This is a genomic window from Ruegeria sp. YTSC004, assembly GCF_059609805.1.
The window spans coordinates 8,946-30,309 of sequence record NZ_JBXWMJ010000004.1; the positions used below are offsets into that span (position 1 = coordinate 8,946).

A 21,364-nucleotide genomic window follows, 5' to 3' on the forward strand; every position below is an offset into this window, starting at 1 on the left:
ACAATTCGAACCTCTAAACCCTAGGGTTGCAAGAAAGAATTTTCATCTCTCGCGACGCCGACCAAGAAACGAGGCGCGCTTTTCGCAAAGATCACGAATGGAAGACCAAGAATACAATTCCGTAAATAGTGCTTTAAATGACTTTTTCCTCCAGGGGCGTTTCGAAATGCTCCCGGTCTACCTCGATCTCGAGGGCGATGCCGAGGAGCTGGTCGCCGAGGCCTTGGGCGTTGATGCGGACGAGCTTTGCGATTTCATTGGCCTGACCGCCGCACGATCCCTGAGGTTTGACAAGCGCGACCCTTACGTCGACCAGGCGAGGTGGTTGTTGGAATGGAGCCTTGAAGGCCGTCGAGACCCACCACCGTTCACGGCGCTGCTCTGCGCGCTTTCGATCGCGGCGGAGAGAATGGGAACCGACGAGAATTTTTCACCGAACAACTACTCGGAACGATTGTTCGAACTTCTCGGGGTCAAGGACGCGACATTCCAGCAAAAGCTTCGGCAATATGCCAAGTCCACGCGCCAGTTTTGGCGTGCCTTGAACATGTGGCTTGCGGAGAACGACTTCCAGCTCGGCAGGCCGACCGCGCGCGCGGTCATCGGCCATTGGAAATACGCGAGTTTCGGCCTGTCGCAAGCGCTCGTTCGGGACGCGGACAGGAAACGCCTCTCAGGGCTGTTCGAGAAATACGACCTCGAGCCGGGCGAACCGGTGCCGGATGCAGAAATGGCGTTGCTCGTGCACGATTGGATGTCTTCGCACGGGGCCACCGGCCCAACTCCTTGGCTTCGCAAGCTTTGGCAATCCAGCGACCTGAGGCCACGGGTTGTTTCCGCCGCACTAGATGCCTTCGAGACCTGGGAAAGGACGGCGGGCGTAACTGGAGCCGGTCCCCGCAAGGCGCGCCTGCAGTGGCAGGTTGGTTTCACCGGGTTCCCCAAGAAACGTGCAAGACTGTCCTTGGCCGTGTTCAGGGGTGGTGAGGCCGAGGCTCTGGAAGAAACCGGCGCTGGCACGGAGACAGGGGATCAACTCTTCCTTGAGGATGGATTGGAGCAGGGAACACGGTTCTTAGGGCCGGTTGGGTCTATCAACCTCGACATGCTCTTGTTGAAATCCCGGTCGTTCACGGGTGTTACTAGCGGCGTCAACTACGGCTACATCGCCAAGCCCATCGTGGCCCTTGCCCGGGCCCCGGACGGTCCCGTATACCGGGAGGTATCCCGGGTCAGCCTTTTCGAGGAACACGCGATCCTGTGCCACGAGGCCTGGCTGGACAAGGTAGAAGGACACCTATCCAAGTGCGCAAGACCGGGGCATTCAGTTCTTCGAACAAATGACATGGCCGGCATTCCGGAGGGTTGGTGCATCCTGCGCGGTGTCGAGGTCGTCCGGGCGGTCGACAATGCCCATGACAATTTCCACGCATTGAGTCCCATTGCCAGCGCCGCGGCAATTGCCTGCGTGGATGGCTTGAAGCTTGGGCATGGGACCTGGCACGTTGCCGCCCCACCCCACGTGGAGGCAACATCGGAAAAACTAGGATCGACGATCGAGGTCATTCGCGAACAATTCGGTAAGAAAGACGAGGTGATAGCGAAGGAAGGCGCCGTTGGTGACTTCATGGAAGCAAGCCTTGACGCTTCTTGCGTTGAAGCTGGAACGAACCTTCGGGCGGTCGTCAAACACAAGTCGACGGAACTTGCGGAGACGTCCTTTTCCCTTCGGTCCGCCGATATTCCACGACCGCTTGGGAGCAAGCGGCTTTACCACGCGCATCTTGGCAACGGGTTTGCATTGGATCCCGCGATCGAATTCGAAAGGGCGCCGGAAAACCTCGAGGGCTGTGTTCTGAACGGCGCGCTGGATGATGTTCCCGTTGGGGTCATCCATCACGGGGTAGGGACCGCTGGTGAAGTTCCCGAGGGAACATTGGAAGAGGCAAGCGACCTGGAATGGTGCCACTCGAGCGATGCGGCCGTGGTGGCAAGCGAAAGCTGCGTCATCCGGGGATACCATTACTGGGTCTACGAGGCTTTTGAGAAAGGGGACGACCGCTACGACGCCAAGATGGCAGAGTGCAAGGATTGCCAGGTTAAGGCGCTTTCGCGTACCCGGGAAGTTGCGAAGGGCAATGCCAAGAAAATGGCGCAGCACCAGGTTTTCGCCCCGGCGCGTCGCTCGGCGAAACGCGGGGAAGACACCGCGCAAGTCTCCGAAACGGGTCACGAGGGAGTTTCGGCGGACGCGGTACTCGATGGGCTTTGCTACCTGGGTCACGGCTCTTGGCCTGCGTTCCAACGACTCGCGACGGCGATATCGCCGGAACCGTGGTTTGCCCATTCCCTTGCAAGCGATCTTTTTTCCCTTGGGCATGTCGAGATGCGAGGACGCCTAAACGCGACAGGTGGCGATTGGTCAGTGGCGCCACCCGCCCTGGTCATAGGCATGGATGGCAATGGTTACCTTGCCGGGTTCCAGTCGGGCAATCTCGTTGAAGCGATGAGTTCTGCATTGTCGTCCGGGGGGGCGGTTCATGCACCTTGTAAGGACCCAAACCAGGTGACGGTGCACCGTTGGACGGGCCTTGGAGGGATGGACCTTGAGGCCTTGCTGGAGACCGTGGAAGACGCCCACGGGCGCAAGGTCGGAGTCGCACGCAACCTTGCCGCGTCGATCGCCCGAGGACTACCGTCGTTCATGGACGTGTTCGAACAAGCAACCCCGGTCCACGTTGAGCAAGCCGATGGGCTTGCCAAGTACGACACGGTGAAGGCTCGCTGGCGCAGGGTCGAACAACTGGACGGGCAGGGGGCCTACAGGATTGGGCTGCACGGAACGCGTTACGTTTTCCGGGACCGGGATGGAATGACAAGGCAAGTTGGCCATCAGGTCGCCAAGACATTCGCGGCGCGAGAAGAGGGGCGCTGGTTGCACGGGTACGACATGTCCACGGGCAGGTTCACAGCGGCCCTCGGAGTTGAACCCCCATGGCTATTCGCGCGGGCGCTCGTCGTTTCGGGCGGGTCCCTGCCGAGAAGGGACGGTGGGCGGGTTGTCTACGAGCGCGTCGACCCGCGGGTTGGCGCAGCCATCTTGGACAAGATGTATGGAAAGGACGATAGCATTGGGTAAAGCAACGCCGGGAGAGGTTCTCGACTACATCCAGGAAGCCTACCACAAGTATTACGACAGCGCGTTCTGGCTGCGTGACGAGTACCTCATGCGTGAACGGCGCGACTTGCTCGACGAACCCGGTTTGACCGCGCAGGAGATCCTGCTGGAAGCGGTGTTGGCCTACCCGTCCGAGGTGCCGGTTGCCGAGGCCTGCGCTGCAGCGGGCCTGTCGCCGGCGGTCGCGGAGCACCTAGGCAAGATCGTCTTTGGCGCCAACTACGATTTGCGCAAGCACCAGGCGCAGTCACTCGAAACATCGCTGGCCTCGAACTCGGCCACCAAGCGGAACGTTGTCGTGACCTCGGGCACGGGTTCGGGCAAGACCGAGAGCTTCCTGGTTCCCGTGATCGCGCGGCTTCTCAGGGAACGGTTGAGTGGCGTTGGCCAGGGCGGGTTGCACGAATGGTGGAACGAGAACTGGGGCAGCACGAGCACGTGGCGGGGAAGTCGATCGAGGATCAAGAACGGTCCCCAACCGGCACTTCGCGCGCTGTTACTTTACCCAACGAATGCCCTCGTGGAAGACCAGGTCTCCCGCTTGCGACGGGCGGCGACGCGTGCGCGGGACATTCACGGGGCGCCCATGTTCTTCTTTGGGCGATACACGGGCGCGACGCCGGGCGGTACGTTTGACCCGGGTGGACACCTGGACGCCAAAGGTCGCCGCATCGTCAAGGAAGTTGCCCGCGACATCAAGCAAATCGAGACCGAGGCAGCACGGCTTGCAGATCGAGACGAGGAGATTCGCGGCCAGTTTCAAGACCCTTCCTGCGGGGAGATGCTGACCCGGTGGGACATGATCGATGCGCCGCCCGACATCATGATCACCAACGTCTCGATGTTGAACGTGATGCTGATGCGCGAGCACGAGGCACGCTTGTTCCAACAGACCCGTGACTGGCTCGCGGCGTCGGCGGACAACCATTTCTCCCTGGTGGTCGACGAGTTGCACGGTTACCGGGGCACCGCGGGAACGGAAGTTGCACTCGTCATCCGCAACTTGTTGATGCGACTTGGGCTGGAACCGGGATCGCCACAGTTGCGCTGCCTTGGTACGAGCGCGTCGCTTGATGGCGAGGAGGGCAAGGAATACCTCGAGCAATTCTTCGGCGTGGACCGAAATACGTTCGAGGTTTTTCCCGGCGAGCCGCGCATTCCGGAAGCGACATTGCCGATCGACTCGAGTAAAATTGCTCCCCTGGCCGATGAGGCGATCGCGGGAGACGAGGACGCGCTCGACGAGATCATCGGCATTGCCTCGCCCCGGCAGGCGCTCGGGGCCGCGTGTCGCGCAGCCGGCAGACGGGAAGAAGACGACGCGATCGTGCCGGCGAGGCTTGGCGCGATTAAGCAAAGCCTGCTCGGTGAACATGGAAACGATACCGTCTTCCAGGCCGTCCTTCACGCGGCCGCGCGAGAAGACTCCCCGTCGTTCAAGGAGCCACATCCCTCGTTTCGTTCCCACATGTTCTTGCGTCAAATTCAGGGAATGTGGGCTTGTTCGAACCCCGACTGCGACCAGGTCGAAGACGCTTTCCGTGACCCGGAGCGCAAGATTGGCAAACTGTTCAAGCACCCGGCCATCAAGTGCGGCTGCGGCGGGCAAGTCCTTGAACTGCTGTATTGCTACGACTGCGGTGAAGCATATCTCGGTGGCTACGTGACGCCTCGGGCGGAGGGAGCCGAGGACGGGCAAGTCTTCTTGGAATCCGGTCCGACGGATCTTTCGAGCACCGTACCCGGGTTGGTCAACGAGCGGCCGCATTTCAAGTTCCGATGGTACTGGCCGGGCAAACAGGTGGATGCCGGGGTCACCCCAACCTGGCAGCACTCGGAGCCTAGCACGAAGAAACAAAAAACTTTTGGATACGCCGCCGCCAATTACGATCCGCTCTACGGGCTCCTGGAGAAAGCCCAGCGCGGAGACACGCCGACAGGTACCTTGTTTACCTGCCCGGGGGACGTGAACGCGCCCGCCCTTCCGGAGAAGTGCCCGGCCTGCGAGTCCAAGAAAAGTCAGCAAAGGATCCTCAAGGCCTTTTTCTCAGGGAGCCGTGTGAACAGCCCTATAAGAGGCCTTCGAACGGGTTTGAACGTCACGACCCAGGTAATTGCCGACCGTGCGTCAACCAAGCTTGGCACGCCCGAACGTACCGCACAGATGATCGCGTTCACGGACAGCCGAGACGATGCCGCGGATGTTGCCGCGGGGCTCGAACTCAACCACTTCCGGTCACTCTTAAGGCAACTTGTCTTCCGGGCCCTGAAACCGGGTGCCAACTTCACCGTCGACGACGCGAGATCAACAGCCGCGAAGATCCAAAAAGGTGAAGTCCTCGACAAGCGGGGGGGGGAAATAGCAACGGCAATCAAGGCGCAGGGGCCTGAGCTTCAGACCGCTTTGCTCATGCAATCGATGTCCATGTCGAACGCGGACCAGGACGCGCTCGTCAGAACCTTCGAGGAAAACGTCGTCAATGCCCGGGGTATATCTTGGAGTGCTCTTGTTTCCGGGGTCATGAACGATCTCCTGGCACTTGGCGAGAACCCCGCGGGCACCGACGCCTCCAAGCAAGAGATCGGTAACGAGCCATGGTGGCGTTACTTTGATCAAACCCGACCGGCTCCCGTGACCCGGCTTGACCCTTCTGTGGAAAACGAGGGCAGGCAGCAAATCAGGGAAACCTTGTCCTCGCTCATTGCCGCGGCCCTTTTCGATGCCGGTGGACGCGACCTGGAATCCCTTGGACTCGCCTTTGCCTGCCCGGTAGGAGACCACTCGACGAGGCTGGGAATGGCGGCCAACGATGCCAGGGACTTGCTGGCAAACGTGATCCGCTTGCTAGGCCAAGCGAGGCTCTACCAGGGTGGTGGCAGCAGCCAATCTTCGACCAACATCCCAACAGGGGTTCGGCGTTACGTCGAAAAGGTTGCCCCCTCCCTTAACCGTGACGCGTCCGATCTTGGCGAGATCATCGGAGCGTTGTTGCGCGACGAGGGTATCGTGAACGAGAACTGGGTCATCCAGGTCGGTCGCTACTCGAGCCTGAAACTGGAGCTTGTGCCCATTCTCGACGGCTTGCACCGGTGCAACAGGTGCTCACGGGTTTCGGCCAACGTCGCGCTCAAGGCGTGTACCTCGGTGAACTGCACGACCACGGGGTTCGAGCCAATCTCGGGGCCCGAAGACGACTACTACCGTTGGCTGTCGGAAGAACCAGCGCACCGGCTCAACGTCGAGGAGTTGACGGGCCAGACGAAACCGCTTTCCGTGCAGCGACGACGCCAACGCCTTTTCAAGAAGGCCTTCCTTGAAGACGAGATTGAACCCGTGCACGGGATCGACACCTTGAGCGTCACGACGACGATGGAGGTCGGCGTCGACATCGGTTCCTTGGAGCTGGTGATGATGGCCAACATGCCGCCGCAGAGGTTTAATTACCAGCAAAGGGTTGGTCGGGCCGGGCGCATGGGACAGAGTTTTTCCTACGCGCTCACCATTTGTCGTGGTGGCTCGCACGACGACTTCTACTACGGCAACCCGGAACGGATCACGGGCGATACCCCGCCGCAGCCTTACCTTGACCTTTCGAGGCCGGAGATCGTGAAGCGCGTCGCGGCAGCAGAGTGTCTTCGACGCGCGTTCTCGTCACTGGATGAACCGCCCGTTGGCTCGGCCAGCACGCATGGCGCCTTTGGCAAGGCCGCGGAATGGGAAACGGTCTACAAGGCGGATATCTCTGCATGGCTTACGGTCGACCACGGCGTCGACGAGGTGGTGGAGGCACTCTGTTACCTCGCGCCACTCGCGGAAGACCAACCTGCCAAGATAGAGAGCTATTGCCGGGCTGAGTTGGCGGATCACGTCTCCAGCGTTGTTTCCGACGGCCGTTACATCCAGGTTGAACTTAGCGAGCGCCTCGCGACGGCTGGGGTGCTTCCAATGTTTGGGTTCCCGACGCAAAGCCGGAACCTTTTCAAGTACAAGCGCGACGCACGTCTTGACGACATGGTGTTGAGTGACCGGGCACTGGACCATGCGGTTTGGGCCTTCTCACCCGGTTCCGAGATACCCAAGGACAAGCAAATCCACACGGCCTGTGGGTTCGAGTTGCTTCGGGAAATCCGTGGCCGGGTGGAAAGCGACCCCGATCCGCTTGGTCCGAGCCTCGAGTTTTCGAAGTGCAGCGATCCCGATTGCGGCCACATCATGCAAGGCGTCGAGGAGACCTGCGAGGTTTGCGGTCAGTTCGCGATGAAATTCGACCTCTACCAGCCGAAAGGTTTCATAACGACCCCGGGGCAGCCGCGTGACTACGATGGCCAGCGCCAACGTGGTCCCTCGCTCTCACCCCCGGTACTTGCCTTCAAGCCGAAGTACGATGACGGTTTCTCCCTTGGCCCGGCCCGCGTGGCGCTTGCATCGGACGAACCGATCGCACTGGTCAATGACAACGGTGGAGAATTCTACAAGTTCCGCCGGAAGTACAACGCGATGATCGTGAACGACGAGCACCTCTACCGCGATCGCCAACCTTATCCCGAGCTCGACGGTGATCCGGAAGCGGAAGGTGCCATTGGCGCCGTGTTCAAGACGGACGTCATGACGATGCTTCTCGAGAACTTGCCGGGCGTGGGCTACAATGGCGTTTTGGACGTCGAGGGCCAAAAAGCGGCCGGCGCGGCCATTACGTCTTTCGGTGAATTCCTGAAGGTCGCAGCGGCCCGGGAACTCGACGTGGACCCTGCAGAGCTTAGGGTTGGTACGCAGAAATGGCGCATGGATAGCTGCGTCACGCGGCAGCTCTACGTTGCAGATGCCCTTGAAAACGGGGCCGGTTACAGCCGGCACATTTGTGATCCAAACCGGCTTCGCGGGTTAATCGCGACCCACTACGAGGATGTTAAGAAAAACTGGCACGACCCTTCGCACGCCGATTGTGATCGCTCGTGCCCTGATTGTCTTCGTAACTACAATAACCGCTTTCTTCATGCTTCGCTTGATTGGCGTTTAGCGTTGGACGTGGCCGAGCTGGTCTTGGGCGGGCCCCTGGACACGACGCGTTGGCTCGAGGACGCCCGGGGCATCGGTCAAAGGTTTGCCGACTTGTGCAACCACCACGAGGGCAGCGTGCAAGTTGAGCAAGCCGATGGTCTCGTCGCGGTTACGGGCGGCAACAAGCTGTCGCTCGTGCTATCGCACCCGCTGTGGCACATGCGGGAGGGGTTGGCGCAAGATATCCAGAAGAACGCGAAACTCTTACTGGAAGCCAACCATGGCATGGGCCTCAAGGTCGAGTTCGTGGATATTCGAGACTTTGCACACCACCCGCAGACCTACATCGTCAAGATGCTGGAGGCCCAATGATCACGATCACCGGCGCTGAGGGGTCAAGCGAGTACCAGGCCGCGATCCTGGTAAAGAATGCGCTAGAGGCGTCTTGGCCGGGCGTGACGACGACGCCCAGGGAGGTTGACGACATCCGGATCGCGGTCAGCACGAAGCTCTCGGGCTACCAGGTACAAGACATCGATGTTGTCTTGGCTGGTCGGTTATCCAAGCCGCGCATGTTTAAGCCCCTGCGCGTTATCCGGGGATCCTCGGGGAACAAGCTAAACGCGCGCCCGATCATGGTCGAAAGCTTCGTGGTCGCGATCGAGGTCAAGGATCATGACGATCGTGGTGTTCGCATCATGGATGACCAGGTCGAGGTTAGGTACTCGCGTGGCGGTCCATTGCAATGGAAGAGCGCGACAGACCAAAACGTTAAGCAAATGCACGCCCTTAAGACATACCTTTCGGACATGCATGTCGATGTCTTCGCGCGCCGTTGCATGGTTTTCCCCAGTCTCGGCTCGATATCTGCGCCAAGCGCTGTCGCGGGTGCTTTCAATGGTCACCAGCTGATGAGTGCGATCGCGGCGTCCTCACCGCTCCTGGAACGCCGAGGACAGGGGCTTCTTTCGGCAGGTGACAAGGAAACGATCGAGAAAGCTCTAGCGGCGCCGATATTCAAGAAAGCGATCCCAACGCGCCTTGACCGCGAACGCATGGATCGCTTGGCGGCGAAGAACCCCGCGATCGACGGCATCATCGATACCCTGGGAGACGGTACGGTGTTCCTGCGTGGCTTCGCGGGAACCGGGAAGACGGCTCTGCTTCTCCAGGCGGCATGGAAACTCTTTCGCGCGGAAGGCAAGCGGACGTTGGTCTTGACCTACAACCACGCTCTGGCCGCGGACATGCGTCGCCTGATGTCCCTGGCAAGCATCCCGTCATCGGTGGAAGCGGGTGGCATTCGCGTCGGTACCGTGATGTCTTTCCTCTACACCTGGTTTTCGAAGCTTGGATTGCTCGGCGATGGACCCTTGGATTTCTCGCGGTACCCCGGGCTTTGCGCAGAGGCGCTCGATCTCATCAAGGCAGGGGCCGTTACACGGGAGGACATCGAGGCAATCATCTACGAAGATCCCGATTTCTTCGATTTCGATCAGGTGTTCGTTGACGAGGGGCAAGATTGGCCAAGCGGGGAAACCGCCTTGTTGAAAGCCCTTTACAACCCGACCCGGCTATGCGTTGCCGATGGCGTGGACCAGCTTGTCAGGGGCGCACGTGCTAACTGGCGTGCGGGTCTGCCCCGCGACAAGAGAAGCACCTTGCCATTGGGAAAGTGCTTGCGCCTCAAGCGTAACTTGTCGCTCTTCGTATCCGAGATCGCACGGGAAACGGGAAGCGCCTGGGAGGCAGAGCCTAACCCGGCCGCCGGTGGTGGTCGGATTATCATCCTGTCCAAGCCCTACGCGCAGGCAGCCGAGTTACACGAGAGACTCGTCGAGGACCTAAGGTCCGACGGCAATGACTGTGTCGATATGCTGGTCTGCGTTCCACCGGATGGTGTCATCGATGAAGGCCTTAGACAGATGAGCCTGGTCGGTCGCATAATGGAAACCCGGGGCCAGGAAATCTGGGATGGTGTTGATCCAACGGCAAGGTCGGATTTTCCTCGCGGCCCAGGCCAAGTGAGGATCGTTCAATACGCTTCTTGCCGAGGCTTGGAAGGGTGGACCGTTGTTCTCGACGGGTTTGATCGATTCCTCGAAGAGATGTTTGAAGCCAAGATCTCATCTGGTCTCGATGCATCCGAGGAGGAGGGATTCGTTGACCTGGAAAAGGCAGCGCACGGCGAGGCGTGGCGTTGGGGATTAATCGCACTGACACGTCCCATCGATACGTTAGTGATCCAGCTCGACGACCCCGGCGGACGGTTCGGCACCCAAGTCCTTGAAGCGGCGAGAAAGTTCCCAGATTTCGTTGAAATCTTGGGCGACTAGGCCAGCTTACGCGCGGTAAAGCAGGTGACGAAACGCCCGAATTGCCCCCAACATGTAGTAACTGCCTGGACAGCCCACTCCAGATATGCTAGCTATTTTCGAAAACCATGAAACTTGGCCGGACGATAGATGCTTCAGGAAACCCTTGCGAGAGACGTAAACGAAAACCCTACCCAGGCGGGAGTCCCCCGAGGTGAGGCGGCGCTTCGCCAGTACAACATGATCGATCTCTTCGCCGGTTGCGGCGGCCTGTCGCTTGGATTCGAAAACGCGGGGTTCACACCGGTATTCGTCAACGAGCTAAACGAGGATGCCCAGGCCACTTACCTCATGAACCGCCACCATTCACTTGGTGGGATGAAATTCTCGGATAACGACGCTCTACACTGCAACGACGCGCACGAGTTGCAGGGAAAGCGGCTGGAACAGTTGGTCAGCGACCTATCCCAGATTCCCGATGTTGAATTGGCTTTCGATACCGCGTCAAAGAAGAGCGGGGGCGGTAGCAATCTCGATGTCTTGACCGGCGGCCCGCCTTGCCAAGGCTATTCCGGCATTGGCATCCGCCGTTCGTATTCCGTTGACAAGAAGGACCTGCCGTCGAACCAGCTTTATCAGCGGATGGCCAGCGTAATTCGCCGGATGCGGCCCCGTGTTTTTCTTTTCGAGAACGTGCGCGGCCTGCTGACCTCCAAGTGGACTCGGGATGGCGACGAGCGCATTTTCCCGGATGTCCGGGACGAGTTTCGGGCCATTCCTGGCTACGAAGTGCGCTGGTCTTTGGTCTATGCCAAGGACTACGGCGTGCCCCAGAACCGGCCGCGGGTCTTGCTTGTTGGCGTGCGTCGCGACGTGTTGGAAGCCTGCGACTTTCTCGATCCCAAAGCCGATCCGGAAGACGCGGTCGCCTGCGGGTTCCTGCCGGCGGGAAGCCCGGGCGAGTTTCCCGACCTGAAAGACCTTCTCGGCGATCTCGTAGATGACACGGTGGCCGAGGTTCTGCGCAGTCGAAACTTCGAGCGCGGCACCTTTGAAACAACGGCTTATCCGCGACCCGCGCGCACCGCGATCCAGAAGTCCCTACGCACCGCGCCTTCTTGGTACGAGGGCCGGGGCATTCGCTTGACCGAGCAGGAGTATTCAAAGCACAAGCCGTCCGTGGTCGAGAAGTTTGACCACATGATCAGGAACGCGGGCGAAATTCCCGAAGAGTGGCGCACCAAGAAGTTTTCCCAACGCCTATTGAAACCGAGCTGGGGAAACCTGGAGCCAAATATCACGGCCACGTCTCTACCCGATGATTACGTTCATTACTCGCAGCCGCGTATCTTGACCGTGAGGGAGTGGGCACGCCTACAACTCTTCCCGGATTGGTACCGTTTCGCTGGTAAGCGGACCACCGGTGGAATTCGACGTGCGGGCAATCCGCGCGAGGGTATATTCGACCGCGAGGTCCCCAAGTACACCCAGATCGGCAATGCCGTGCCGGTTGGTCTGGCGGAACGCGTGGGGTCTCATTTTAAGAGAATCTTGGACGAAGCTATAGGGTAATGCTCGAAAAATCGGACACGAGCGTTGGAGAAGTATTAACCCTCTTCAACGAAACCGGCTTGGACGTGGGCCTGCTTGTCCCGACGCCGACTGGCTTGAAAAAATCGATCATGGATGCCACAGCAACGTTTCGGGATTTCCTGCTCGATGCAAAGATCCACGACTTTTCGACCCAAGCCCAAGGTCAAGAACACAAGGTCGTTGTCCCGGCGAGGATGGTTTTCGCCAAGGGATCGAAGCCGACGAAAGTGTCCCTTTACCGGCCCACCACTAAGAAGGGCGACCCACGTATCTGCGTTTACGGCCTCAAGGCGCACGCGGTTCCTTTCAACTTGCTAGCTCTGTTTAGCTGGGACGGCTTGTTGCACGTCGTAAATTGCAGCGATCCGGAAATTCTACGATCGATAAAGGACCCGGGTTCGCCGCTTGGGTCAATCGCGCAAGCCGCGCGACCGGGACTATCAGCCGAGGCAGGAGAATTGCTCGACCTGCTACGAGAAATTGGCGCCCGCGGTTGGATTCCGACCATGCGACCTGGCGATACGGGTATCGGGATGACGCTGGAGACTCTGTTGGGGATCGAGGCCAATTCGAGCAAGCTTCCCGATTTTAAAGGAATCGAGATCAAGGCAAAGAGGGCAGGCCGCAAGCGCAAGAACCGCGTGAACTTGTTTAGCCAAGTACCTAACTGGAAGCTTTCTCCGCTTGGGTCGAACAAGGCCCTGCTTGACGCCCATGGCTACGAGGTCGATGGCCGCAGGCAACTATACTGCACGATCTCTGGGAAGATGGCGAACCCAAATGGGTTCGTGTTGTCGATCGACGGCGAAAAGGATTGGTTGCGGCAGAACCACGTGGTGGCCGAGAGGATCACGCGCATGGCGGTTTGGGAGCTTGCCAAGCTAAGGGATAGGTTGACATCCAAGCATCGCCAAACGTTCTGGGTTTCCGCAGAGACGAGGGGTAAGGGGGCCAGCGAGGAGTTTCACTACGTTCAAGTCGAACACACCCGCGCACCCCGGGTGCGTAATTTCGAAGCCCTAGTGGAGGCTGGCGTGATAACCTTGGACTACACGTTATACCAAAGGGAAAAGGGTGGATCGGTTGGCGACCATGGTTACCTGTTTAAGGTGAACCCGAAGGACTTCAATGCGTTGTTCCCACCCTCTGAATACCATGGGCTCGTTGCCTGACATTCCAACCCGGGGTGAAAAGCGGAAGATTACGAACCTTGGCCGCTTCTTACGCGCGTGGTTCAAGGACAACGCTCGGGAATTTCCGTGGCGTGAGCCAGGTACGGGAACCTATGAAAGGATTTGCGTCGAGGTTTTGCTTCAGCGCACGAGGGCCCAGACGGTAGCCGCCGTCTATGATGAATTCTTTGCACGATTTTCTGACTGGGAAGAAATCTCCCTAGCTGACGAAAGTGCGCTAGGTGAATTTTTGAAGCCACTTGGGCTTTGGCGCAGGCGCACAAGTAGCTTAAAGCAACTGGCCAGTTACGCTGCCGATCGGGGCGGGGCTTTTCCTGATGCCACGGAGGAACTCTTCAGCATCCCTGCAGTTGGTCAATATGTGGCCAATGCCATACTTCTCTTCCAGCATGGTCAGAGGAAACCGCTCTTGGACGTCAACATGGCCCGGCTGCTGGAGCGGTACGTTCGCCCGCGCAAGCTAGTGGACATCCGGCATGATCCATGGCTGCAAGCCGCGGCCCACTGGCTTGTACGGGAGGGAAATGCAGTTGAAACAAATTGGGCCTGTTTAGATTATGCCGCGCAAATTTGTTCACCTGCTCGACCGCATTGTCTTGAATGTCACATCAAGCATCGTTGCCCTTACGATTGACTGTTTCTAGGTCAAGTACAGAAGCATTCATCATGTACGGTTGAGTTTGCTTCCTAGTGTTTCGGGTGCTTTTTGTGATATGTTGAATCGCGGCTGAACGAGCCAACGGCGCATTCAACCGCGATTGAGGCATCCTTCTTGGTTTGGTCCGCCCAACATCCCTGACCGTGGCGGTCAACCTTAGTCCATCCCCAAAATCAGCCACCAATTTCCCCTGTCTCGCATGCGAGCCATTCCTCGCGGGGCAAATTGGCGTCTGATTTTGGCGCAGACATTTTCTTCGCAAATGTGGCCGATTGACAGCCCCGTTCAGGGCCGTGGGTCGGGCTTTGCCCTCTCCCACTCTGTTCCGCCGAATACATGCGTATTCGGTCAGATCAGGTGGCCGAGGCGCAGCCCATCGGCGGAAGGGGGCGCGATGCCTCACCCGCGTCACTTTGATTGAGGAGGCCACAAATGGCACCGAAGTTTGATGTTTATGCCCATGTCACCGACAGCATTATTGCAGAGATCGAGGCGGGCACGACGCCTTGGCGCAAGCCGTGGACAGGGAGCGCGTCGGGCATTGCCCTGCCAACCCGACACAATGGCGAGGAGTATCGCGGGATTAATATCCTGATGCTCTGGGTCATGGCAGCAAAGCATGGCTATGTGTCCAGCCGCTGGATGACCTACAAGCAGGCGCAAGAGCTGGGCGGCCAAGTCCGCAAAGGCGAAACGTCGTCGACCGTGGTCAAATACGGGACGTTCACCCGAGAGAACGAACAGGGCATTGGGGAAGAACTGCCCTATGCGCGCGCATACCGCGTCTTCAATGCCGATCAGATCGAAGGTTTGCCGGAGGACTACTACATCCGACCCGAGGCCCCGCGCGATCTTGGCACGGCCGAAGATCCTGAGCTTGAGGCGTTTTTCAGCCGAACAGGGGCAGCGATCCTCACCAGCGACGACCCGCGCGCCTACTACAGCCCCGCCAAAGATCACATCCACATGCCGCCGATTGCCACGTTTCACGATGCGGCAGGCTATTATGGGACATTGGCCCATGAGCTTATCCATTGGACCGGCAGCGAAAAGCGGCTTGAGCGGATCAAGAAATTTGCGAACCGCGAAGCCTATGCCTTTGAAGAGCTGGTGGCGGAAGTCGGCGCTTGTTTCCTTGGGGCCCAGATTGGTGTCGCGCCGGAATTCGACCAAAGCGCCGCTTATGTTGAAGGGTGGTTGAAAGCTCTCAAAGAGGACAAGCGGGCGATTTTTCGCGCGGCGTCCGAGGCACAGAAGGCAGCCGATTTTATTTTAGCAGCCGCAGGTCAATCGAAAGCGGCCGCAGCGTGAGCGGCCCCGCAATCCTGCCCCCTATGGCGTGCCGCAAATGCGGTGCGTCAAACCCAGTGATCTTTCTCGCGCCGGTCATCGTCAAAGGCAGTTGCACCTGTATTTGTTTGGATTGCGCCGAGGCCCGTTCGTGGCTGGACCCGGACGGCAACTTGAAGCCTGGTGTTGAGTTTTGAGCACCTGCGCCCCGCCAGGAGTGGCGGGGCGCAGGCCTTGGGGGATGAGATGAGAAATTGTGGCCCGTGCTGCTGCGCACGGGCCGCCCTGAGAAACGGACTGTGCGGAGGATCGACCGGCTTTCAGCCCGCTCACCTCCTTCAGGCTTCTTTCAATTTGATTGGTCCGCCCAACATCCCTGTCGCGTCCCGTCAATGGGCAAGCGCCGCGCGTGCGCGTCGTCAAATCCTGCACCCGTGTCCTCGCGCGGGGCGCGCTGCGGGCCGCACCAGTTGCTGGCTTTGACCCATTGACTGGCCGCTCCTGGGTCGTGGGTCGGGCTGTGCCCCCACCCACTCTGTTCCACCGAATACATGCGTATTCGGTCAGATCAGATTGGCCGGAGTGCAGCCCATCGGCGGAGTGGGGAGGGAACCGGAAAGGCTCCGGGGGAGCGTTTCCCCGAGCCACGAGCCAAGCCCCTACCGCAGCACCCAAGAGGAGGCCACAAATGGCTCACAAATATCAGCCCCCGAAATTCTGGACCTGCGACTGTGATCGCACGACCGGCGGTCACATCATCGACGGGCTCTATAGCACCTGCGTCTATTGCGGGAAGCATCGGCACGAGCTGAAAGAGATCGTTGTTCCGTCGGGTTTGGGCGGCGTGTTCTGTGTCGAGATCCTCAGCGTTGAGGATGATTGCGCCAAGGTGAAGGTGGTCAAAAGATTGAACGGCTTTGACGCGCTGCCGCCCTTCACTGTGCCGCTCCAAGACATCGCCCCGCGTTGGAAGCAAAAAGCGGGAGAAATCCGATGACCCCAGACTATCACAGCGATGATTTCGCGACCGCGCGTCTAGAGGATACCGTCAGTTTGCGAAGCGCCGCCCGAGAGGCGCGCGCCACGCTTTACGCGGTGTTGAACCGGCTGGAGCTGAACGATCTGGACGGCGAAGAACAGCCCTATATCGACGATTGCCTTGGGGCTCTCGCAATCCTTGAGGAGGCGTTGCGATGACGTTGGAAGGCATCAAGGCAGCAGTGGACGCGGGCAACCGCGTTCACTGGGTCAACAGGGGGTATGCGGTGACGCGTGATGACCTCGGGCAATACCTCATCACTTTCACGCGAAACGGGTCGGCTATCGGCTTGACCGGTCGGGATGGCACCCGCCTGAACGGCGAGCCTGACGAATTTTTCATCGAGGAAAATGCCGAGGATCGCCATGAAGTATTCTGACATCAGGCAAGCGGCCCGGGAGGGCCGCGCCAGCGTGCATCTGCATGGGTTCTGCAATCTGCCCGATGGCGGGCAGGAGTATTGTGATGATCCCGCGCTGATCGATGGCTGGGCGATCTACGTGCGAGTTGAGACCCCGGACGACCCGCAACAGCCCTTTGATCTACACGAGTTGCCGGATCATCAAACCTATGCCAGCGCCGAAGACGCGGCCCGCGCAATAGCGCTGCAATTGCTTGGCGATGCTGAGGCGTGGAACCACGACTAGTGGTGCCATGCCTTGCGCATGTGGCCGGGCTTTGCCCGGCGGTCGCAGCCTATGGCTGCTCCAAACGGAATACAGGCAGTTGATTCAATATTATAATATTGAATCAATTATGGCGAAATGCCATAACAGGGCTGCCTGTATGATGTTGGCAAGAAATAGGGGTGATTACTTCACATGGGCCGACCGCGCGCATCACGGCACAAGCGACTGACGCAAAACCAGCGATTTGCCATCGTGCGCAAGCGTGCTGAGGGGGTGGCGATTGAGGACCTGGCCCGCGAATTCGGCGTCACGACCCGCAGCATCTTCTACACATTAAAGGCCGATCAAAGCCGCAAGCTTGATGCGCGCGTGCGCTCCGAGTTGGTGAATGTCAGGCTCACGCCCAAGGAGCTGGCGGGCTTTGATGCGGTCTTGACGCGGCATGATATCGCCAGCCGCGCGGAGGGGTTGCGGCGGTTGATCCATGCCTCAAACGATCTCTTCGTTCCCGACGATGAACTGGCGAACCAAATGCAGGGGCTGTCGGCCTCGCTCAATCGCACCGGCAACAATATCAATCAAATTGCGCAGCGCCTGAACGATGCAAAGCGCCAGGGTAAGACGCCGCCCTATGGCAATTCTGCCCATGGCCAAGTCCGTGCCTTGGCCGGGCTGATCTTCGACATCGCTGACCAGGTGCAGGACATGGCGCAGCGCCGACGAAGCGCGCTGTCCGGCGAGGTTGCCCGCGTTCTGGGAGGTTTTGCCGATGGCCCGGAATAGCGCCGTTGCCGCCGCGCAGGAGGCTTTCTTTGATCGCGACTGGAGCCGCATTCGCGGCAGCGTCCCGCGCGCCCGTGCCAAGCAGATGGCCCGCGCGGCCATGGGACATTCACCCGCAATCTTCAAAGCCATTCGCGACGGCGGCACACACACAAAACCGCAGCTGCGCAACCAGCTGGAATACCTGACCACCAAGTCGAGCTTCATCATCGATAGCCGTGGCACCTATGACGGCCAAAGCGTTCTGTCAGCCAAAGAGATTGAACAAGTCACGCGCCGGTTTTCCGCGCAGTGGAATGAGGGGTTCCACCCGAAGCTGGGACATACCTCACATCTCTTGATGGCCTTTCCGATTGGCACGCGTGGCGAGGATGTCGCGGAGATCACCCGCGAGATTTGCGAAAGGTTCTTTCAGGGTGAAGGCAGCCACTTTGATTACATCGCCGCCGTGCATGAGGACCGGGACCACCCACACGCCCATATCGTCCTGAACCGGCGCAGCAAGGACGGTGAATTCTTCTTTCTGAAAGAAGGGCACCATTTCAACTACGACAGTTTTCGCGAGGCGATGGTCGATGTGTCGGAACGGTATGGGCTGCGCCTTGAGGCGACCCGAAAGCTCGAGCGTGGGATCACGACGAAGAGGCCAAGCGATGTTGACCAGCGTCGCGCAGAAGTCACGGGGCAGAAGCTGATCGAGCGTGAGCGCGTGGGGCCGGAGCTTGACCGTGCCTTGGCTGACGTGGCGCAGAACGCGCGGCTTTATCGCGGATTGGCGGCCGAAGCCTCGCGCGAGAACCAGCATGACATTGCAGCAGCCTTGGGCAAGGCCGCGACGCTCTTGGCGCAGGGTAAACCGATTGAAGCAGATGGAAAGGTATATGGTATGGCCGAAGAACAGCACTCGTTTGATGAGGTCGTGGATGCCTTTCACGACAAGATCAACCAAGCTGAACGCATCGTAGCGAACGCCCCGGCGGAGCGGCGCGCGGCGCTCGAGTATGAGCTGAACGACATCTATCGCTCTTTGTCACATCTGAGCCCATTGGGAACGCAGTCCCACACATTGCTCGAAGACGCGTCCCAAAGTGGGATCTATTCGGCTGCGAATATACGGGCCCAGGCCCAAGGCGCTTTGCAGGATTCGGCGCTTGCCGAACGCCTCGAACAGGCTTTGAAAGGCACCGGCATTGACGCGCGGGAGGTGACACGTCGTGTCGAAATCGGCGCGGGTAATGCCGCGCTCGAGCGGCAATGGCTTGGACAGGATCTGAATGCGATTGCCCAGAAGGACGGCTTTGATCTGTCACGCGCTGATGAACTCGAGAAAGCGATCGACCGCCTTGACCAGGTGCACAGTGATCTGGGCCGCTTGTTGGCCGACGCTGAGGTTCTCAAAGACAGCGGGATGGTGGAGATTAACCGGCAGGAAAGCATGGTCGACAGGTTGCCGCCGACCACTGCTGATATCCTGAGCCGAATGAGGGGCGACCCAACTGCAGATCCTTTCCGCAGCGATCTGGAACGCGAGACCTTGCGCTCCGAGATGGAGGAACTGGTCGGTGAAGAAAGCACCCCGGACTTGGCGATTGGCGATGAGACAACGCTGGAGGAGCATATCGAAGATCGCCTGGACCGGCTCTATGCGGCCAAGGCCTATCTTCAGAGCGATGCCGCTCTGGCGAACAGTGTGGCGATGGAGCATGTCCTAGACGAAATCGCCAATGAAGAAATTGATGGTCAACGCGAGCGGGACGTCGATGCCGATAGCGAAAAGGGCATGACACATGGGTAAGACGCGGATCGCTATTGGCGTCATGAGCTTTGCTCTTCTGGGAGCGGTGTTGGGCTATGTCCTGGCGTCGGCCTTTCTGACATTCCGCTGGTTCGGGGTCGGGGCGGACATCGATTTTCTGATGTTGGCACGCAGCTATGGGGTTCTCCGAACGACCCATCCGACCGATATGCAGATTGTTCACCTGATCGTGGGGATCAGCACCGGTGCCGGTGTTTTGCTCAGTGCGGTCTTGATGAACGATGCGCTGACCAAATTTGGGGAAACCCACTGGCAGCAAATGTCCGAGATGAAGCGCAGCGGTTTCTTCGGCAAGCCTGGCCGCGGCTTTGTTCTCGGTAAAGTGGGTAAACCCAGGAGCCGCAAACCCTTCGTGATGTCCAAGGTGTTCCCCCATGCCCTGATCGTCGCCCCGACCGGACGCGGCAAAACGACGGGTTTCGTCATCCCGAACCTTCTGACCTACCAGGGCAGTGCCGTGGTGCTGGACGTGAAGGGCGAAAATTTCGAAGCCACCGCGCGCCACAGGGCCACGCAGGGCGACAAAGTGTTCCGGTTCGCGCCCACTGATTGGAAAGACGGCCGCTCGCACCGCTACAATCCTTTGCTGCGCATATCGGCGCTCGAAAATGTCGACCGCCAGCAGATGGAGCTGCAACTCCTGGCCTCGCTGTTCCTTCAGGCTGATAACGACCGGGTTCAAGGACTTCTTGATGGGGGCATTGATCTATTCGTGGCGGCGGGCCTTTTGGCGTTCGAGCGTAAGCGGCCGACCTTGGGCGAAATCTACCGCATCACCGCGTCTGGCGGGGACAAGCAGAAGGAATATCGCCGCCGTGCAGATGAGGTGGTCAATCCAGCTGCCAAGCTGATCTTCATGCGCATGGCCTCGACCAACAACGACACGCTGACGTCTTACCTTTCGCTCTTGATGACATCTGGCCTCAAACAATGGTCCAACCCCGCCATCGATCGCGCAACCGCGACCTCAAACTTCGATTTCCGCGATATCCGCAAGACGCCGTTTTCGGTCTATCTTGTGGTCGAACCGCTGATGGTGAAACCCCTCGCACCGCTGATCCGCCTGTTCTTCTCGGACTTGCTGGCATCGCTACAAGACCATGAACCTGGCAAGGATGAGCCTTGGCCGGTGATGATTATGCTCGATGAGTTCAACCGCCTCGGCAAAATGCCGATCGTTCTGGACAGCATTGAAACACTGCGATCTTACCGGGCGAATCTCGCGATCGTCACACAGACGATCCCAGCTTTGGATGAGATCTACGGCGAAAATGCCCGGCGTGCCCTGCAGGGCAACGCGGGCATCAAGCTCTATCTCACGCCCTCAGATGAGAAGACCATTGAAGAGCTCAGCAAAGCCGTCGGCAAAACCACCAAACGGGTTGTGACCCGCTCGCGCTCGGTCGGCCGCAACCCATTTACCGGGCGCAGCATGTCTGAACGAACGGAAGAAACCGCGTTGCTGCCAGAGGATGAGGCGCGGCGCATGGATCTTGATGATATCGTTCTGGTGGTCGACGCGCAGATGCCCGTGCGAGCCAAGCGGATCAAATACTATGAGGATCGGTTTTTTAAGCAGATCTTCGACAAGCAGACCGGCGATCTGCCGTACCCGTCCGCCGGGGACCAAATGCGTGGTCTGCAAGGGCAAATTAAAGCGCTGGAGGAGAAGATTGGGGCGCTTGAGGTGCCGAAGGTGATGCCTGCTGAGGGATCTGAAAGTAGCGGGAAGCGACGTGAAGAGATCGATGATTTGGCCAGAGAAGAGCGGGAGGTGACGTCAGGCAACAAGCCTAGTCGGGGCGAATATCAGGCGGGAACAGATCGGGTGGAGAGGTTCATTGCGGGGGCGGCTGACCGATGAGTGTAGG

The 21,364-nt window shown here is 59.2% G+C and carries 15 protein-coding genes; all 15 read left to right on the forward strand.

Going from position 1 to position 21,364, the window contains the following annotated elements:
* The first annotated feature begins 166 nt into the window (after positions 1–166).
* The 15 genes from AC2FFP_RS08820 (at position 167) to AC2FFP_RS08890 (ending at position 21,357) form a co-directional block, all read left to right on the forward strand.
* On the forward strand, positions 167–3,139 hold the full coding sequence (locus AC2FFP_RS08820; RefSeq protein ID WP_496880925.1) for a hypothetical protein: 2,973 nt from the start codon (positions 167–169) through the stop codon (positions 3,137–3,139).
* Positions 3,132–8,549: a DEAD/DEAH box helicase gene (locus AC2FFP_RS08825; RefSeq protein ID WP_496880926.1), complete on the forward strand. Its 5,418-nt coding sequence runs from the start codon at positions 3,132–3,134 to the stop codon at positions 8,547–8,549. The genes AC2FFP_RS08820 and AC2FFP_RS08825 overlap by 8 nt, the downstream gene beginning before the upstream one ends.
* Positions 8,546–10,513 (forward strand): DEAD/DEAH box helicase, encoded by a 1,968-nt coding sequence (locus AC2FFP_RS08830; RefSeq protein ID WP_496880927.1) that lies wholly within the window; start codon positions 8,546–8,548, stop codon positions 10,511–10,513. Before AC2FFP_RS08825 ends, AC2FFP_RS08830 begins: the two co-directional genes overlap by 4 nt.
* A gap of 129 nt (positions 10,514–10,642) precedes the next feature.
* Complete coding sequence (locus tag AC2FFP_RS08835) at positions 10,643–12,064, forward strand: DNA cytosine methyltransferase (protein WP_496880928.1); 1,422 nt, start codon at positions 10,643–10,645, stop codon at positions 12,062–12,064.
* Positions 12,064–13,257, forward strand: coding sequence for an MvaI/BcnI family restriction endonuclease (locus AC2FFP_RS08840; protein ID WP_496880929.1), 1,194 nt, complete (start codon positions 12,064–12,066; stop codon positions 13,255–13,257). Before AC2FFP_RS08835 ends, AC2FFP_RS08840 begins: the two co-directional genes overlap by 1 nt.
* Positions 13,241–13,912, forward strand: coding sequence for an endonuclease III domain-containing protein (locus AC2FFP_RS08845; RefSeq protein WP_496880930.1), 672 nt, complete (start codon positions 13,241–13,243; stop codon positions 13,910–13,912). The genes AC2FFP_RS08840 and AC2FFP_RS08845 overlap by 17 nt, the downstream gene beginning before the upstream one ends.
* A gap of 456 nt (positions 13,913–14,368) precedes the next feature.
* Positions 14,369–15,247 carry an ArdC family protein gene (locus AC2FFP_RS08850; protein ID WP_496880931.1) on the forward strand — a complete coding sequence of 293 codons (879 nt, stop codon included), beginning with the start codon at positions 14,369–14,371 and terminating at the stop codon, positions 15,245–15,247.
* Positions 15,244–15,423, forward strand: coding sequence for a hypothetical protein (locus tag AC2FFP_RS08855; RefSeq protein WP_496880932.1), 180 nt, complete (start codon positions 15,244–15,246; stop codon positions 15,421–15,423). The genes AC2FFP_RS08850 and AC2FFP_RS08855 overlap by 4 nt, the downstream gene beginning before the upstream one ends.
* Positions 15,424–15,914: 491 nt before the next feature.
* Positions 15,915–16,223: a hypothetical protein gene (locus AC2FFP_RS08860; RefSeq protein ID WP_496880933.1), complete on the forward strand. Its 309-nt coding sequence runs from the start codon at positions 15,915–15,917 to the stop codon at positions 16,221–16,223.
* A complete protein-coding gene (locus AC2FFP_RS08865) occupies positions 16,220–16,423 on the forward strand; it encodes a hypothetical protein (protein WP_014880597.1) in 204 nt (67 codons plus the stop codon). Before AC2FFP_RS08860 ends, AC2FFP_RS08865 begins: the two co-directional genes overlap by 4 nt.
* Positions 16,420–16,644 carry a hypothetical protein gene (locus AC2FFP_RS08870; RefSeq protein WP_496880934.1) on the forward strand — a complete coding sequence of 75 codons (225 nt, stop codon included), beginning with the start codon at positions 16,420–16,422 and terminating at the stop codon, positions 16,642–16,644. Before AC2FFP_RS08865 ends, AC2FFP_RS08870 begins: the two co-directional genes overlap by 4 nt.
* On the forward strand, positions 16,631–16,912 hold the full coding sequence (locus AC2FFP_RS08875) for a hypothetical protein (RefSeq protein WP_496880935.1): 282 nt from the start codon (positions 16,631–16,633) through the stop codon (positions 16,910–16,912). Before AC2FFP_RS08870 ends, AC2FFP_RS08875 begins: the two co-directional genes overlap by 14 nt.
* 255 nt (positions 16,913–17,167) lie before the next feature.
* Positions 17,168–17,677, forward strand: coding sequence for a hypothetical protein (locus AC2FFP_RS08880; protein ID WP_496880936.1), 510 nt, complete (start codon positions 17,168–17,170; stop codon positions 17,675–17,677).
* Positions 17,664–19,472, forward strand: a complete 1,809-nt coding sequence (locus AC2FFP_RS08885) for a relaxase/mobilization nuclease domain-containing protein (protein WP_496880937.1) — start codon at positions 17,664–17,666, stop codon at positions 19,470–19,472. The genes AC2FFP_RS08880 and AC2FFP_RS08885 overlap by 14 nt, the downstream gene beginning before the upstream one ends.
* Positions 19,465–21,357, forward strand: a complete 1,893-nt coding sequence (locus AC2FFP_RS08890; protein WP_496880938.1) for a type IV secretory system conjugative DNA transfer family protein — start codon at positions 19,465–19,467, stop codon at positions 21,355–21,357. Before AC2FFP_RS08885 ends, AC2FFP_RS08890 begins: the two co-directional genes overlap by 8 nt.
* Positions 21,358–21,364 lie beyond the last annotated feature (7 nt).

Excerpts from the sequence above, each read along its gene's own strand:
- AC2FFP_RS08840 (WP_496880929.1), top strand. The coding sequence starts at position 12,064 with ATGCTCGAAAAATCGGACACGAGCGTTGGAGAAGTATTAACCCTCTTC.
- AC2FFP_RS08890 (WP_496880938.1), top strand. The coding sequence starts at position 19,465 with ATGGGTAAGACGCGGATCGCTATTGGCGTCATGAGCTTTGCTCTTCTG.
- AC2FFP_RS08860 (WP_496880933.1), top strand. The coding sequence starts at position 15,915 with ATGGCTCACAAATATCAGCCCCCGAAATTCTGGACCTGCGACTGTGAT.
- AC2FFP_RS08850 (WP_496880931.1), top strand. The coding sequence starts at position 14,369 with ATGGCACCGAAGTTTGATGTTTATGCCCATGTCACCGACAGCATTATT.
- AC2FFP_RS08835 (WP_496880928.1), top strand. The coding sequence starts at position 10,643 with ATGCTTCAGGAAACCCTTGCGAGAGACGTAAACGAAAACCCTACCCAG.
- AC2FFP_RS08885 (WP_496880937.1), top strand. The coding sequence starts at position 17,664 with ATGGCCCGGAATAGCGCCGTTGCCGCCGCGCAGGAGGCTTTCTTTGAT.
- AC2FFP_RS08845 (WP_496880930.1), top strand. The coding sequence starts at position 13,241 with ATGGGCTCGTTGCCTGACATTCCAACCCGGGGTGAAAAGCGGAAGATT.
- AC2FFP_RS08820 (WP_496880925.1), top strand. The coding sequence starts at position 167 with ATGCTCCCGGTCTACCTCGATCTCGAGGGCGATGCCGAGGAGCTGGTC.
- AC2FFP_RS08875 (WP_496880935.1), top strand. The coding sequence starts at position 16,631 with ATGAAGTATTCTGACATCAGGCAAGCGGCCCGGGAGGGCCGCGCCAGC.
- AC2FFP_RS08865 (WP_014880597.1), top strand. The coding sequence starts at position 16,220 with ATGACCCCAGACTATCACAGCGATGATTTCGCGACCGCGCGTCTAGAG.
- AC2FFP_RS08830 (WP_496880927.1), top strand. The coding sequence starts at position 8,546 with ATGATCACGATCACCGGCGCTGAGGGGTCAAGCGAGTACCAGGCCGCG.
- AC2FFP_RS08870 (WP_496880934.1), top strand. The coding sequence starts at position 16,420 with ATGACGTTGGAAGGCATCAAGGCAGCAGTGGACGCGGGCAACCGCGTT.